This is a genomic window from Shewanella profunda (assembly GCF_023283765.1).
Classification (GTDB): domain Bacteria; phylum Pseudomonadota; class Gammaproteobacteria; order Enterobacterales; family Shewanellaceae; genus Shewanella; species Shewanella profunda.
In genome coordinates, this window is sequence record NZ_JAKILG010000052.1 from 12,759 (window position 1) to 29,384 (window position 16,626).

Annotated in this window: 14 protein-coding genes; 10 read left to right on the forward strand and 4 right to left on the reverse strand. The window is 42.3% G+C overall.

Features of this window, described 5'->3' with window-relative positions; translation table 11 throughout:
* The first annotated feature begins 355 nt into the window (after positions 1-355).
* Together L2744_RS18545 and fumC are read left to right on the forward strand one after the other, a co-directional pair.
* Entirely contained in the window at positions 356-580 is a 225-nt protein-coding gene (locus L2744_RS18545; RefSeq protein WP_248993284.1) for a ribosome alternative rescue factor ArfA, read from the forward strand.
* Positions 581-785: 205 nt separating this feature from the next.
* Complete coding sequence (gene fumC, locus L2744_RS18550; protein WP_248993285.1) at positions 786-2,198, forward strand: class II fumarate hydratase; 1,413 nt, start codon at positions 786-788, stop codon at positions 2,196-2,198.
* A gap of 127 nt (positions 2,199-2,325) precedes the next feature.
* On the opposite strand, the gene rimO is transcribed toward fumC, so the two are convergent.
* Complete coding sequence (gene rimO / locus L2744_RS18555) at positions 2,326-3,744, reverse strand: 30S ribosomal protein S12 methylthiotransferase RimO (protein ID WP_248993286.1); 1,419 nt, start codon at positions 3,742-3,744, stop codon at positions 2,326-2,328.
* 380 nt (positions 3,745-4,124) lie between these two features.
* Here rimO and L2744_RS18560 point away from each other — a divergent pair, with 380 nt between their 5' ends.
* Entirely contained in the window at positions 4,125-4,838 is a 714-nt protein-coding gene (locus tag L2744_RS18560) for an oxidative stress defense protein (protein ID WP_248993287.1), read from the forward strand.
* 83 nt (positions 4,839-4,921) lie between these two features.
* Here L2744_RS18560 and L2744_RS18565 read toward each other — a convergent pair whose 3' ends face one another.
* Complete coding sequence (locus tag L2744_RS18565; RefSeq protein WP_248993297.1) at positions 4,922-7,072, reverse strand: TonB-dependent siderophore receptor; 2,151 nt, start codon at positions 7,070-7,072, stop codon at positions 4,922-4,924.
* 350 nt (positions 7,073-7,422) lie between these two features.
* Between L2744_RS18565 and L2744_RS18570 the strand changes: the two genes are divergently transcribed.
* From L2744_RS18570 to L2744_RS18600, 7 genes are all read left to right on the forward strand, one after another.
* Entirely contained in the window at positions 7,423-8,199 is a 777-nt protein-coding gene (locus L2744_RS18570; RefSeq protein WP_248993288.1) for an EAL domain-containing protein, read from the forward strand.
* A gap of 213 nt (positions 8,200-8,412) precedes the next feature.
* Complete coding sequence (locus L2744_RS18575) at positions 8,413-8,874, forward strand: hypothetical protein (protein WP_248993289.1); 462 nt, start codon at positions 8,413-8,415, stop codon at positions 8,872-8,874.
* 189 nt (positions 8,875-9,063) lie between these two features.
* Positions 9,064-9,867, forward strand: coding sequence for a class I SAM-dependent DNA methyltransferase (locus L2744_RS18580; protein ID WP_248993290.1), 804 nt, complete (start codon positions 9,064-9,066; stop codon positions 9,865-9,867).
* Between the two features lie 378 nt (positions 9,868-10,245).
* Positions 10,246-10,824, forward strand: coding sequence for a porin family protein (locus tag L2744_RS18585; protein WP_248993291.1), 579 nt, complete (start codon positions 10,246-10,248; stop codon positions 10,822-10,824).
* 550 nt (positions 10,825-11,374) lie between these two features.
* Positions 11,375-12,235: a hypothetical protein gene (locus L2744_RS18590; RefSeq protein WP_248993292.1), complete on the forward strand. Its 861-nt coding sequence runs from the start codon at positions 11,375-11,377 to the stop codon at positions 12,233-12,235.
* A 10-nt stretch (positions 12,236-12,245) separates the two neighbouring features.
* Complete coding sequence (locus L2744_RS18595) at positions 12,246-12,872, forward strand: hypothetical protein (protein WP_248993293.1); 627 nt, start codon at positions 12,246-12,248, stop codon at positions 12,870-12,872.
* 19 nt (positions 12,873-12,891) lie between these two features.
* Entirely contained in the window at positions 12,892-13,761 is an 870-nt protein-coding gene (locus L2744_RS18600; RefSeq protein WP_248993294.1) for a hypothetical protein, read from the forward strand.
* A 541-nt stretch (positions 13,762-14,302) separates the two neighbouring features.
* Here the strand turns inward: L2744_RS18600 and L2744_RS18605 are convergent.
* Positions 14,303-15,280, reverse strand: a complete 978-nt coding sequence (locus L2744_RS18605; RefSeq protein WP_248993295.1) for a transposase — start codon at positions 15,278-15,280, stop codon at positions 14,303-14,305.
* A 199-nt stretch (positions 15,281-15,479) separates the two neighbouring features.
* Positions 15,480-16,412: a RelA/SpoT domain-containing protein gene (locus L2744_RS18610; protein ID WP_248993296.1), complete on the reverse strand. Its 933-nt coding sequence runs from the start codon at positions 16,410-16,412 to the stop codon at positions 15,480-15,482.
* Between the last annotated feature and the right edge of the window lie 214 nt (positions 16,413-16,626).

The window sequence follows — 16,626 nt, forward strand, 5'->3', positions numbered from 1 at the left end:
TGTGTTCACGCAGTATTCAGAGGTGGAAAAGGTATAGCTTAATATAGGTTGTAGGGCGATAAACAAAAAGTGGTAAATCCTGTTTTGTATATGAACGCGGATTTCAAATTGATCTCCTTATCTATGGATTACATAGGTAATCCATTTGCCAAAAATGTTATGGCTAAATAACGGTTAAAATTTATGGCTGTTGGTCTAATCTTTTGTTTTTATTTGGGTAATATTTCATGCTTTCCGACGAGTAAAAGTCATTTTTTAGGTTTGGTTGCACAAACTCTGTACATCTTATTAGATTGCGCTATAGTTTGCGCGATTAGGCCATGGGCTTAATTTTCATTAAGTAGTGAGGAATATAATGACTAAGCAAAAACAGCAAAATATGACCTTAGAACACGAAAGTGGGCGAGGCACCATTACCGACAACGCACTCAAAGCGTTAGTGACGAGTCCCTTGTTTAGGACCCGCACCGAGAAAGCGAAAAAGGGCAAAGGGTCATATGACCGTAAGGCACAAAACCGAAAGGGGCATCAGCACAAGGGCGATGCCCCTTTTGACTTTCTAGGTCTGCGCTTTTGTTAATCTGCTTTTTTACTGCTTTAGTTCGCTGCTTTAGTCTGCTGTGTTAGTGCCTCGTTAATCCTGCCAATTCATGCTGTTCCGCCAGCCTTTACGCCAATCATTACGCTTAAACATTTTTATTATTGATCCTTGCCGGGGATTAATTGTACTTTCGCCCTGAGCGAGTATGGTGAACGCTTAGAGCGTTTTAGCGAAGGAGATACGCATGGCACAGCAATATCGAATCGAACACGACACTATGGGTGAGGTGAAAGTCCCCGCAGATTGTTATTGGGGCGCACAAACTGAGCGTTCGCGGCAGCACTTTCGTATTGGTGCTGAGGCATCTATGCCTGTCGAAGTGATCCACGCTTTTGGTTATTTAAAAAAGGCCGCCGCTATCACTAATCAACAGCTTGGCACTTTGACGCAAGATAAAGCCCAGTTAATTGCCCAAGTGTGTGATGAGTTGATTGCAGGTGAACTCGATGCGCAATTTCCCCTAGTGATTTGGCAAACGGGCTCGGGCACGCAAACCAATATGAACGTCAATGAGGTGATCGCCTATCGCGGCCATGTGCTCTCGGATGGGCAACTAAGTGATGCAGTCAAGTGTTTGCATCCCAATGACGATGTTAACCGCTCACAATCTTCCAATGATACCTTTCCCACCGCCATGCATATCGCTGCCTATCGCCAAGCAGTGGAACTCGTTTTACCTAACATGAAATGCCTGCAGCAGAGCTTGCAGCTTAAGGCGGAGGAGTTTGCACAAATAGTTAAAATCGGTCGCACGCATTTTATGGATGCAACACCGTTAACTTTAGGCCAAGAGTTTTCCGGTTACGCCGCGCAGTTAAATCATGTTATCGAAGGCATTGAGCAGAGCCTCAAGCGTGTGGCCGAGTTAGCATTAGGTGCGACCGCCGTCGGCACTGGGCTGAATACACATAAGGATTACGCCGTTAAGGTGGCGGACAATATCGCTAAACTCACGGGCTTGCCCTTTGCGACGGCGCCGAATAAGTTTGCTGCCCTTGCTGCCCACGATGAATTAGTCGCGCTGTCGGCTGCCTATAAAGTGGCGGCGGTCAGTTTAATGAAGATCGCAAATGATATTAGGATGTTAGGTTCGGGCCCGCGTTGCGGCATTGGTGAGTTATTACTGCCTGAAAATGAACCGGGTTCGTCGATCATGCCGGGAAAAGTGAACCCGACTCAGGTCGAGGCCATGACCATGGTGTGCGCGCAAATCATGGGTAATGATGTCGCCGTTGGTATTGGTGGCTGCAATGGTCAGTTTGAGCTCAATGTGTTTAAGCCGATGATTATCGCCAATGTGTTGCAATCTGGGCGTTTATTGGGGGATGCTTGCCAGTCGTTTAATCATCATTGCGTGGTCGGCATAGTGGCGAACGAGCCACAAATCGCGCTGCATGTGGAAAATTCACTCATGTTAGTGACTGCGCTGAATCAACATATTGGTTATGAAAAGGCAGCTAAGATAGCCAAAAAAGCCCATATCGAGCATAAGACTCTGCGCCAAGCGGCATTAGAACTTGAGTTTGTCACGGCAGAAGAGTTCGAGCTTTGGGTCGATGCCAATAAGATGTTAGGGCCAGATGCCCAGTTGAATTGAATGGAAAGCTGCATTAAGTGGGAAGTTGCATTGAGCTGAAGCAAAAAAGCAGGACGGGCTTCGCCCTGCTAGGTCGCTGCAAAAGGCGCAGCTGCTAGAGTCTAGGCCCTAGAACCTCGAATCTAGCTTAATCTTGGGTGTCAGCGTCGACTACTTCGGCCCACAGATCATGCTCATCTGAATGGGTGATGCGGGCACGAACCAACATACCAGGCTCAAGTTCAGTTTCACCATTGATAAACACCATGCCGTCGATTTCAGGTGCATCGGCGAAGCTGCGGCCAATGGCGCCTTCTTCGTCTACATCATCAATCAGAATATCTAAAGTACGGCCAACGAAACGGGCTAAACGCTCGGCGCTGATCTCGGCTTGGAGTTCCATAAATCTGTGGTATCTGTCTTCTTTAACGTCTTCGCTGATAAGCTCAGCGATGGTGTTGGCGACAGCGCCATCGACTTCAGAATATTTAAAGCAACCTACGCGGTCGAGGCGAGCTTCTTTTAAGAAATCGAGCAGGATTTGGAAATCCTCTTCGGTTTCACCTGGGAAGCCAACGATGAAGGTCGAGCGGATCACCAGATCGGGGCAAATTTCACGCCAGCGTTGAATCGCTTCTAACTGACGGTCAACACGGCCTGGGCGCTTCATCATCTTGAGGATGCGCGGGCTAGCATGCTGCATTGGAATATCCAAATACGGCAGGATTAAACCTTCTGCCATTAGCGGGATCAAATCGTCAACCCATGGATAGGGATAGATATAATGCAGACGCACCCAAGCGCCCATTTTACCCAGTTGGCGCGCTAGGCTAGTAATGTCTTGCTTGACTGGCATGCCGTCCCAAAAATCGGTACGACCGCCTTTGTCTTTGCCGTAGGCCGAGGTGTCTTGGCTGACAACTAGAATTTCTTGTACACCAGATTCCACTAAACGCTTAGCTTCATCTAGGATGCTGCCCGCTGGGCGGCTGTCGAGATCGCCACGTAGCGAAGGAATGATGCAGAAGGTACAACGGTTGTCGCAACCTTCTGAAATCTTTAAATAAGCGTAATGCTTAGGCGTTAACTTAACCCCAGTTTGTGGGATTAACGAGGTGAAAGGGTTGTGCTCTGGCTTAGGCACGTATTTGTGAACGTGCTTTAACACGGCTTCGTAGCTGTGTGGGCCAGTGATTTCTAACACATCTGGATGCACTTCGCGGATTTGGTTCTCTTTGGCGCCAAGACAGCCAGTCACGATCACTTTGCCGTTTTCTTCTAAGGCTTCACGCACAGCGTCCAGAGACTCTTCAACCGCGGCATCGATAAAGCCGCAGGTATTGACGATAACTAAGTCGGCATTGTCGTAGCTGTTAGTGACTTCGTAGCCGTCGATGCGTAACTGAGTCAGAATACGCTCTGAATCCACGAGGTTTTTTGGGCAGCCCAAAGACACGAAACCGATGCGATTCCCAGTGGTAACAGCATTAGTGCTTGCTGCTTCTAATGTTTTTGCTGGGGTATCAAGCGTGGTTGTTTGCTTGGGTTTAAACGTTTCAACTGTCATGGTGTCTCGCTGAGGTATAAGCTGCCTTAAAAAAGTTGGCGGATTATACCTGAAGTGACTAAAAGGTACAGCAGCTTTGGCTGAAAAGTGTACAACTGGGGCATTGAATATGCCAGTTAACCCTATGACCTATTTTGAGTGTGGACATAGGGATATCTTTCTGAGATGTGCTGCTGAACTTATAGGAATAAAAAGATTTAAAAATTTTCAGAAAAATTAACCCTTTTTAAATTCCAGCGCGTTTATCAGTGCAAGGTTTTAGGTTTTAGCAGGGTTACATATTGACACAGGTATTTGTCTCTTTAAGTGATAGCTTAGATAGTCAGTTTAGATAGTCGAGAATATTCAGTTTTATTTATCTTAAATTTTTGGAGTAAGTTATGAAAAATTCTCTTTTAGCGGTATTGGTGGCGGGTGGCCTTTTTTCGAGTGCGTTTATTGCCCCCGTGGCGCTCGCCGCTGAGGTCGATTTTCCGCATATTGAAACTATGGGGGTGAGCCAAATCCAAGTCGAACCCGATATGGCGGATTTAAATGTGGAAGTGGCCGTGACAGAAAAAACCGCTAAAGCCGCTAAAGATAATTCCGATTCGGCAGTGGCTAAGTTTATCGCCCGTTTAACGGCTGCGGGTGTAGCTAAAGATCAAATCCAGAGCGCGAATTTAAATCTTCAACCGCAATACGTGTATGTGCAGGATAAAGCGCCAGAATTGACGGGTTATACCGCCAGCCGCCAAATTACTGTGACGGTGACAGACTTAAGCCGCCTGAACGCTATCTTAGATTCGGCCTTAGAAGAAGGCATGAATCGGGTGAATAACATTGCCCTTAAGTCGAGCAAAGAAGCTGAATACGTCGCAAAGGCACGCGAAGCCGCCATTGTTGATGCTAAACAAAAAGCCGAATCTTTGGCTAAAGGTTTTGGTGAAAACCTAGGTAAGATCTGGCAGATCCGCTATTACGATCAACGTCCTGTACAACCCGTGATGCTGCGCATGAATGCCAAAGCCGATGCCATGGGAGTCGCTGAGAGTTATCAATATGGGCAAGTGAGCATAGAAGATAGAGTAGAAGTGGTTTATAAAATTAAATAACAAGAACTGAAGAATAAAAATGGGCTGACTCCAATAGAATCAGCCCATTGTTTTTAGTGATTTTTTATTGCGTCAGGCCAGCGTTACATCTTCCAGCTTATCGTTGCGCTGTAATTGGCGGGTGCGCCGTAGAAACCTTGGGCCCAATATAAGCTGTTGATATATTTCTCATCGGTCACGTTATTGGCATTTACTGTGAGACTTAAATTATCGGTAAAGGCATAGCGCGCCATTAAATCGACAATGGCATAGGCATCTTGGCGGGTAATAATGGCCTCACCGGTATTTGCAAAGCCTTCACCAACATCACCTTGGTAGCGGGAAATATCATCCTGCCAGCGCATATTAACGCCAAAGGTTAAGCCTTCGAGTTGTTCAACGTTGTAAGTGGCTGCCAGTTTGAACAACTGGCTTGGTGTATAATTGGCCACCAAATCGTTACCTTTAATTTCGAAGTCGGTAAAACCGACACTGATTTGTAGACCATCATAAACTTCACCTGCAATATCAATTTCATAACCTTTACTGGTGATACCGTCAGCAGCAATATATCGCTGTTCTGAGGGAGGTAAGTTGACCGTAGCAGGATCTAATGTGGCTAGATTGACTTGATCTATTTGGAAATAGGCCAAGCTCGCGATGAGCTTTCCTTCAAACAACTCACTTTTTATGCCCACTTCTTTGCTTTCTCCTGTGACCGGATCAAGCAACTTGTCATTAGAATCTAGCTCCGTTTGCGCTAAAAAGGTTTCTGTATAACTGGCATAGGCGACAAGCTCAGGCATAAAGCGATATACGGCACCAAGGTAGGGAATAAAATCGTCTGCCTCAGTATCCTGTGGTGTGCCATATGATTGGCCTTCGGCTTCCCATTGGTTAAAACGTCCACCCGCAATGACATGCATTCCTTCAAACAGGTTAAAGCGACCAGTGAAATAGGCGGCTTTTTGGGTAGAGCTGGTATCACTACCCGTTTGTGCATCAGCAAATGTGGGGTAGGGTGTATTGCCATCCCAAGTATTGAGGTCCGGCATGGCGGGAAAACCATTGCCTGTGGTGTAGTCGTAGAGCGAGTTTTCTTTTTTATCAACCGTAGAGTAATTGGCGCCAAACACTAACTGGTGTTCTCGACCAAACAGGCTGAAATCGCCCTTCACATAAATATCCGCCAGATCGGTTTTTTCGTCCGCATCATATTCACTGCCGTAACCCGTTAAGCCTAAGCCAGTAGTTTTATCTGGCGTGCCATAAACATAGAAAAGCTGAGTATCTTCAGTCGCGGATTTGTGCGAATAGGTTGCGCGTAAGTGCCAATCATCATTGAAGTAATGGCTTAGTTCTACCACAGTATTATTTTTTTGAACGACCCATGAAGACCAGTTTGCAGAGGTGCTGGTGGAGCGATCGTAATTTGTCGCGCTGCCATCGGTATAGTACAAGGGTAATGCGCCCCAAAGTCCACCATCGGCATCGTTCTCTAAATAGCTGTGGCTAATCGATAGCGAAGTGCTGTCCGACAGATTAGCCTCAATAAAGGCATAGAGTACTGTTTTATCCTGTTGATAGCGGTCGAGATAAGAGTCTTGGGTTTGTTTGACCGCCACCGCACGAGCGGAAATTTTATCGGATAGATTGGCTGAACCATCGAGCTCAATACGGGCATTGTCGAAGCTGCCATAGGAGCCATTGACTGTGAGTTGGTTATCTGAGGTCGGGCGCTTACGAATAAAGTTAACCGTGGCAGAAGGGTTACCCACACCTGTCATTAAGCCGTTTGCGCCGCGAATGACCTCTATGCGGTCGTAAATGGCGGTATCTTCATCGGCGTGGTTACTGCCAGAACTTAAGGGTAAGCCAATACCATCCACTTGGAAGTTAGTGATATCAAAGCCACGGGCCGTGTAATAGGTGCGGTCGGTTTCGATACGTTCGACATTGACCCCAGTGACAGAGTCTAATGCGGTGTTGATATTATTGAGCTGGAAATCACTCATTTGGGCATTCGTGATCACTGAGACTGATTGTGGAATATCGCTGATCGCTAAGTCTAGTTTTGATGCACCGCTGGCAGAATGGGCGTTGTAACCTGCAATATAACTGCCTTTCACTTCCATTTTTTCAATGTTATCGGTGGCGTCATTATTCTTGGTCGCATCATCGGCATAGCTAGGTGCGGCGGCCGATAGGGCTAACATCATGGCTGAGTAGAGTGTGGATAAGCGCAGTGTATTCATCATTAAGCCTGATTGTTATATGTGTAGGTGCAAAAGATTGCACAATATAACCTAATCACACCGTAAGTTTAATGGCATTCATTCGCATTTACATTTGTTAAACTTTAATAACTGAAAATGTAAATCTGGGTATAGGACGGATTTACAACTCAGCTCCATTGTTTTACCCCTGTGCACTGTAGTCTCACTCATATGCTTTAATTAGGTTTATGGGCAAAAGATTACAGAACATAGAAAATTCAACCTCGATTTATGTGAGTTGTAGGTATTATTTGGAATATGAACAGTAAAACTAGCAAAGTGATGTTTTTATCCCCACACTCTTATCGGTAACCTTTAGGAGATTATTTATGGATTTCCCCGCCAGAATAAAGCAGCAAACCTGCATGGATTGCTTAAGTGGTCAGTCATTAGGATTTGAAATTCGAATGGCATTTCAACCTATTATCCATTGGCCTAGCCGTGAGATTAGCGGTTATGAAGCCCTTGTCCGAGGACCTAATGGGGAAGGGGCGGGGTGGGTGTTTGAGCGGATTAACGAAAGTAACAAATATTATTTTGATCAGGCTTGCCGTGTTAAAGCGATAGAAACCGCTTCAAAGCTGGGGCTCGATAAGATGCTCAGTATCAACTTTTTACCCAATGCCGTATATAACCCCGAAACCTGTATCCGCGCGACCATTGAGGCCGCCGATATCTATGGATTTGATATCCACAAAATCATGTTTGAAATGACCGAGAGTGAGCAAATTGTCGATAGGGCAAAATTAATGCGTATCTTCGAGAGCTATGTTAAGCGTGGCTTTATCACTGCAATCGATGATTTTGGAAGCGGCTTTGCCGATTTAAGCTGGCTCGAAGCCCTGCGCCCCCAAGTCTTAAAACTCGATATGACCTTGATCCGTGATATCGATTTAGACGCTGAAAAACAATCTGTGGTGGCCGATATTCAACGTCATTGTCTCGCGTTAAATACGAAAGTATTGGCCGAGGGGATCGAGAGTGAGGGTGAGCTCAATTACCTCGCCGCCACTGGGATCGAATATTTTCAGGGTTACTATTTTGCTAAACCTCAATTGGAGCACCTAACCACATTTGAAGCGCTCTCCTTTCATGCTAGACCTTGACGTGTTTTATCCCTATGGTTCTTGCCCGTACGCGGCCTGTAATCCTAGCGACAGCGGGGACTTTAATCGCACAGCTTGCCATTGTATGTAATCGACTTAGATTAACTGTGCACTGGCCAATAAGTGGTTATCTGTCACTGTGAAGACACATTTGAACTGGCAGTATTGATACATGCGACTAAGATTAATCTGGTTCATAAAAAAGGAGCTATTATGAAACAAATTAACGCGTTAATTTTATTGATGTCTTGTACTTTTTGGTTCGCAAATCAAGCCTTTGCCCATGGCGAAATCGGACAGCCGTCCGAAGGCGCTAAAGGCATGGCTGGTGCAATGGGAACCATAGAGTTTAAACCCTCAGATTGGACTCAAGGACAAAAGAGCTGGTGGAAGGACAGTGACGGTGTGGCGCCTGGTATTGCGGGTTGCCATCTTGGTACCGATGATAAGGGGAAACCCAATGGCCGTATGTTTGGTGAGGCTTGCTTAGCCGATGGTCTATTGGTTGAATCCAATCCTGGGAAAGAGATCCTGCATGGTCACAGTGATGACTTAGGTCATCCCGATACCTTCGATTGCAACGCTTGGTGCATAGGCGAGGGCAAAGCGGGGGGAATGTGTGAAGTCGCCGCCGCCCCGCCCTGTGAACAATCCGCTAGGTGTGCCTGTCAATAATCAACTGTGAACTCGACGTTTGTAGTGAGTTCACCGCTGTTTGTGTTAGCCGAATACGCCACCGATTCGTTATTTCAGGATTTGGCCCATTGATATACCCAAATAATTCCCAATGTTGAAACTCGCATTTTGAGGTCACTTAGGTGTACCATACGCGGCCAAAAACTGCCTGACATCACATTGAACATTATGTATTCTAACGCGCTCTATACCGATTTATCCGGCTATTACGATTTAATGTGTTCCGATATCAACTACCAGCAACAGAGCGCGAGCATCCATCGTCTGCATCAGTTTCTGGGCAATAACGGTAAACAACACCTTGATTTAGCCTGTGGAACCGGTCCCCATGTGCGGCATTTTATCGATTTTGGCTACCAGTGTAGTGGCCTAGATATCAATCAGCCTATGCTCGATATGGCTATGCGTCGTTGCCCAGAAGCACAGTTTAACCTCCAAGATATGACGGCTTTTTATTTAGATCAGCGCGTCGATCTGATCACCTGTTTTTTATATTCCATCCATTACAGTGCCTGTATCGAACGCCTTAAAAGCTGTATTGCTAGTGTGCACAGTGCGCTTAATGACGGTGGGCTGTTTTGCTTTAATTCAGTTGATAAACATTGTATCGATAACGCTTCATCGATTAGGCATTTTGCCGAGTTTGAGGGGGATCATTTCGCTTTCGAATCCGGCTGGCATTACAGTGGCGAGGGTGAAAAGCAGTCGTTAAATCTGAGTATTGAGAAAAGCCATCAGCCATTTAGCCTACTCTCAGATATAGCGCTTAATGCTTCGGAGTTACCAGACGTTACCATGCACAAGACCGAGCTATGGCAAGATCAACACGCAATGGTCGCTACTAGTTTTGCCGAGCTGCAGGAGCTGTTAGCTCCTTATTTTGAAGTGCATATTTTCGAACATGATTATGAAAAAATTGTCCCGTGGAATTTAGCATCGGGTAATGCGTTATTTGTCTGTGTGAAGATTTGACCTTTTATTGAAGGTTTGGCAACTCGGGCAACATTTGGCTTTAAACTTGCTTTAAAATATATTCAACTTAATATAAATGATAACGAAATTAATTAAATGTAATAATTTTGTAATTTATTTTTTTTGTGAAATAGTTACAATTGAATAGGCAAAAAATACATTAATACAGAATTAATAGAGCTTGAATATCTAAAACGTAAGATGATTTATCTTTTTATCGTTCATCTTGCTCCATTTCTCAATAAATAAAATGATACAGGTTGTTGATAGTAAAGGTAAGTTGTGCTGTCTTGGATTAATAAAATATTAGTTATATAAGGTTGGCATTAATTTTGTAGCATTCTTAGTGTATTTAAATTAATTAACTAGGATTACTTTATGAAAAATAACATTATTACTTTAGCGGCCATTATTTCCTTAGTCTCTTTTAGTACATATTCCCATGCCAATAGTTCGAACAACAGCGACGTTGCACAAAATGGCATCTATGTAGGCGCTAACTATGGGTATTTAAAGGTCGATGGTGCTGATGATTTTGATGATAATAGCGATGTTATTCAAGGTCTTGTTGGTTATCGCTTCAACCAGTACTTAGCCCTTGAAGGCGGATACATTAACTTTGGCGATTATGGCAATAACCTAGCTAACGCTGAAACGGATGGTTATACCGCTGGTCTTAAAGTCATGTTCCCTATTGTAGACCGAGTCGAGTTGTACGCGAAAGCTGGGCAGTTATGGTATTCCACAGATTATGAAGTAGTCGGCTTTTCTGGGAATAAAGATGATGAAGGTGTATTTGCTGGTGCAGGTGTCGCATTTAAAGTCACAGACAGATTTTTAATCAATGCTGAGTACACTTGGTATGACGCAGAAATTAATGCAGATAACGTTGCCAATGGTGCAGACACAGAAACGGACTTTAAACAGGCCAGCATAGGCGTAGAATATCGCTTCTAATTAATCGATTCTAATTATAAGTAGATCTTTAATACTTATAAGCTGAATATTAGAACGTATTTAAAAGGTGTAACACAGGAAGTGTTGCACCTTTTTTATATTACTAATAAGCCCCTCCGAGTTTTTATTTTTTTAATCAAAGTCAAAATCAACGTCGTGGGGCTTCACCCCACACCCGACCAAGGAGGACTGCTCGTCCTATCCTCCTTGGATGCTCCATGACGCCTCCAACGGAGTTGAAAGCCCCTTGGGCAATTAGCATCCTTATGCTATCGCGTCAGACGCTCGTCCCTGATTCGACTGACGCTATCTCGGCATCCATGCCTCGATCACGCAACGAACGCAAATGCCCTGCGGCAACTCCGAGGGGAGGGTGAACTTCTGTGATCTCGGTGTTTGCTGTTAATCCTCAAAGATATGTGCCTGCCCCATCCTTTACCATGTTCCATCTTTCCGTGAGTAATCATCTTTTACATTGCAATGCTTGAACTTTTTGCTCATAATCACGTCAAATAAAACGTCTAGTTTTTTGTCTTATTAAGGTTTTTTTATGGCTACCAAGTTTCAAAATCCACCTGTTGTTTACACGGCTGCAAAATTAATATTTTTTGAGTCGATTGGTAGCTATAGCGACGAGAAATATAAGAGCCTTCTTACAGCGCTTGAATCGCATAGCTTTGTTTCTTACACCGTCAGTAAAGTAATGGGTGTTCGATTAAAACAATCAGACAATCAATTCAGTGCAATCCCTACTAATGCTGAAAGGGTCGGATATTTCTCAGCAGACAGACGAAGATGTGCTGTTATTGATGAAAATACGATTGAATTGAGATTATCGGAATATGACAACCATACTCGTTTTTTGGATGAGTTTAAATTGTTGATTGATATGTGTCTTGCTCATGGGATTGCGATGGGTAATAAGCTCAGAGAGATAGAGTTACATTATGTCGATCTTTTTGTGCCACTACAATGCCAGCTAAAAGATATGTTTGCTTCGAGCGTCACTATGCCTATGGAACAATTTTATAGTGATGATGACGATGCTTTAAAAGTTGGTGCAACGAGTTTTACTCGTGTGTTAGCTTCAGGTTCAAGTAAGGTGTCTATAAACTTAGAACAGTTTAAAGTTTCAGACGCTCAAAAAAGAAAGTATTTGCCTGATTCACTATTGGAACCTGATTCTAAGCTATCAATGCCTTTAGATGTTGAAAGACTTTTTATTTCTAAAGAACAGCATGAGTATGCAATTGTGCATACAGCGTGCGGCTCATTGATCAATATGGATTCTGTTGATACTACTAAGATTCGTGAAATGCTTGAATTACTATATATTGAAAGTCGTAAAACTTTTGACCATATGTTAGTGCCTGAAATTTGTGCAGGAATATGGCAAGTGCAGGCTAACTAAGGAGACTTTTATGGATTATTTAAGCAGTATTATCGATGCTCCTAGTTATATAGCTAGAGCAGAGCTTGTTCGATACGTGGATGCTCAGGCAAGGTTTTTGCCAATAACATTGACTGTTAATGATAGTAATCAATATGTTCAATTAGTTAGCTCTAATGATAGTAGCTTTCACTATTTGTTTAGTCATGTCGAAAGTGAAAAATGTGTAAGTTATGAACAATTAATACTTACTCCGCAAGATACGATTAGTGTCAATGATTGTGTTTTGAAAGGACAGGAAGTATTAGGCCTAAAGATTAATGAGATTGCCAAATTATTAGGTGTATCAAGAGCAACTCTTGATTTGCATAGAAAAGGTGCGAATGTAAAAGATATGACAACGTACCATTGTCTATATAGTTTTTTATCATCAGTTGAAGCTATATATGGAAACAGTATTAAAAATGGAGTTAGAAATGTTCTAGTTGAACGTAAAACTCTAATTCAGCATTTAGTTACCAACTCTGATAACTTTAGCAAAGTTATGCCTTTAGTTGCGGAAGTGTCAGAGAAAGTACAAGGTATGAAAATAATTAAATCAGATATGGATGCGTCTAAAGTTAATCTTAGGCTTAGTGGCGTAGGTAAGATGGCCTGATATGGTTGAGGAAAGTTAGTTGGATGAGCTAATAAATATAGGCGTTCGGCAAGGTACTGTCTTAGGTTTTTCTGAACATCTAACTATTCAGTCAGCTGAGTTTAAAGTACTTGAAGATAATATCAAAAAGGGTCGATATGGTATTTTTGAGCCAAAAGGTGTGTCTAAATCACATCTTTATGTCGTACTCACCCAAGATTGTACAATATCCAGTGGTAAATATATTGAGTTAGCTCAACTTAAAAAGAAAACTGTTAAAGATGAATCGAAAGTTCAGCATCTACTACTTGGCAAAGATTATAGCAAACTATATGTGAATTTCGAGGGTGATATATATGAGACTGAAGAAGCTTTACTAACTAAAGTTTCTAAGGAACTTTTGATTGAAGCTCTTTCTAGCGAAGATTTAAAGGTGAAAAGCTCTTTGAGTATAACTAGTATGAAAATCGTACTAGACTGGCGTCTTTTGGCTTATAGGAGAGAGCCTTTTCCTGATAAATTTAATCGAATCTTAATAGATTATTTTAAGAAAAGTAACTTTTGGTTTACTGATTTTTTGTCAGAAAATCAGGAGCATGTTCATTCAGTGAGAATTTTTGTTACACCTGAAAGTGATGAGGATGCTGATTTATATCATTTTTCTATTACTCTTGTGCTAACAGAAAGCGGTCAAGCTCATGATGAAACATTATTTGATGGTTTAGAGCGCATGATCAACGAGTTTTCTCAAATGAATGGTGTAGTAGGTTTGCAGACTGAAGAATTTGAGCAAAGTAGTTTTGCTTTCCCTGAGCATTTAACAATTTCGCTGACAGTTAATTTAGACGAATTTTCTTTTGCTAATGCTTACGTTATGCGAGAGTTTAATTTTCAATATCTTTGTTATTGATTAAGAATTTAACGTGCCACCCATTGTTAAATTTGCAAAGTGTATGCTTGTAAAAAGGCATACAGATTACTGAAGAGTTGGTTGAATTAAGCATTGGCATGTAAGTGACCGTTGACGGCATGGATGCCGTCGTCGAGCCCTCATGGATGAGTTTATGGCGTGTCACTGGAATGACAGTGCTTAATCATCTGCGATGTATTGGTTAAGTTTGTGAATGACTTAAATTGAAAAGGCGCCCTAGGCCTGTCTCTTGATCACATCTCGTGCTCAAGAGATAGAGCCAATTCGTAGCCTTCAAGGATGGTTTGCAGAATAAATCAGGCCACCCATTATAAAACAAGAACATTATGCACTTTCGGTTAGCATTCAAGTGACTAAAAGTCACTTAGTAGCTAAAAAGCGAGCGAGGTATGGCTTCAAAGGATTATGACTGACTCAATTAACCTATTTGGCTAAAAAACGAAGATTTTTAGTAAAAAAAGCCCAGCCCATTGTCTTGTTGGCGGTCTTGAAAGGAACGGTCAATGAAACAGGCTTGAAATCAGCCAGTGTTGAGGTGCTGACAGCATTTAGCAAAGTGCCGTCGTCGCTTTTCTAAGTGTTCGCAGTAATCAGTCAGTTCTTGCAGCGTACCGACTGGGCCATGAAATAGCTTGCCAAACTCAGTGGTAAGCTTAAGCCAATTGTCGTGGGATATATTTAACCTAGTCAGTAACTTGGTGCTATTTTCACTGATGGCACCACGCTTGTCGTTGCGGATGACTCGCCCTGTATCCTCAACTAACTCCAGATAATCCTTGAGCTCAAACGCGATTCCATTAGGTTGGTTATCGCGTTCATTGCCGATAAAAGGCAGTAGATTGTTGGGCTGTTCACCTTTCAATGCTGCCCGAATACGCAGTTGAATACTGGTATGGTCGGATTGTTCCAGCGTACCAGCCATTTGGGCTCTGATAGGATTCAAATCAACATAGGTCATACAGGCTAAAACGGCGGCTTCATCAAGTAGAGCCTGTGACTTAAAGCGACCTTCCCAAAAGCGACCTGTACAGTTATCTTCTTGATTTGCTTGTCTTGCTATCGGCTCGTTTAAGCAGCGCATGAACCAACTGATATCACATAAACGGCTGCGATATATCGCTATTGAATGCCTTAATCTGTTGACCTCATGGGCCTCAACCAATTCACCCTGCGCAAATTTTTGCGTTAATTCATCGCCTTTAAATAGCTTATGCCATTGCTCAAGCACCTCCCTGTCGCTCCAGCGGTTTGCTGTCTCTACATCAATGCGTAAAACCACATGTAGATGATTGGACATCACCGCAAAGGCCACCATATCTATTGCAAAAACGGCTTCGAGTTCAAACAGTAGCGACTCTACCCAAGCGCGGCGATGGTCATAGTTTTTACCTGAGTAATCATCATCGCCACATAAAAAAGCACGTCGAACGACACGACTGCAACAGTGATAAAAAGGGGTGTCTTCAAGACTAATCTGAGTTCTTCTAGGCCGCGGCATAGTAACTCCTCCACATCAACACTTTTACAGAGTCTAGTAGAGGATCCTAAACAACACGATTTAAAATGGGTGGCTCGATTTTCTTGCGATTTTCTTTTTAACGATGGATGTCCATTTACTAAACAACACGATTTAAAATGGGTGGCTCGATTTTTCTTCACCATATGTCCGATCTTTTCAATTTTTCATGTTACCTGTTTTATTCCTTTTTCCCCGTAAACCCAGCTAATGCCAGCCAACGTGAAAACCAGTTTGGTTGCATTTCTTGATAACGTATATATTTTTGTTCAATTTCCTTAAGATTCTTAATAAAAATACCAGAGTCTGCAAAATAGTTAGGAAAGGCTTCTTTTAGATTATTTATGGAAGACGATGATACTAAAGCGACAATAAAGCTTGGGTTTTTTGCTGCTTCTTTTTCAAGAATTAAATAATTTTTCGCTGCCTCAGAGAATAAATCATCAGGGTAGTTCCATACATTTACTGTACTCTTTGAAAAGTCAACTCTTATCAAGTTATAACTATCATCAACGATTTCCATTTGCTCTTCTATTGTTTTTAATGAGTTAGCAAAAGCATGGAATTTTTTATAAATATCCAATTTTTTTATATAAGAAACAGTCAACATCAATGACTCAAAAACATCTTCTTGAGTTCTTTCTTCTATTTTGCTGAACTCATTGCTTGCAAGCTTAAAGAATTCTAACCATTCTTTTTCACCTTTATTACTTTTTAAGCTTTGGTTAGTGAAAAGGTCTACAATTTCAATCGCTGTTGCCCATGAATGTTGAATAGTACTTCTTAACTGGATTTCGACTGGATAGTCAACACCATTATCTTCGTCTTTATATTTTCCGATTAGATGAATACCTCTATAGCCATCCTCTTTGGGGTTTTCAATATAATCAGTAACCTTAAACATTCTATTTTTATTTAACTCCCTACGTAATTTATAGACATTTTTTGTAGTTGCTAATATTGCTCGGCAACCTGCAATATCCTGCATATTTCTCAGTTTCATTCCATCGAAACGTTTTAGCTTATTTATAATTGATGGTGTTCGTTTTAATCTGGATACAACAATATGCTTTTTATCAATTTTATCACAAGCTAATTGAATAACATTTGACATGTGCTTGAGCGCATTTACATGACTGGATCTCCAGTTTGAAAGGATCTCCATGCTTTCCTTGTATCCATTAGGATCATCATTAATGATGTTATCAATAATTAGCGGTAGTGTTCAAATTTCTGTGTCATTTCTTTAAGCTATACCAAAAAGAGATGATTTATGACCACACCTACTTTTGATATCAATGCTGCCATTCAAGCACTACGTGATGGTA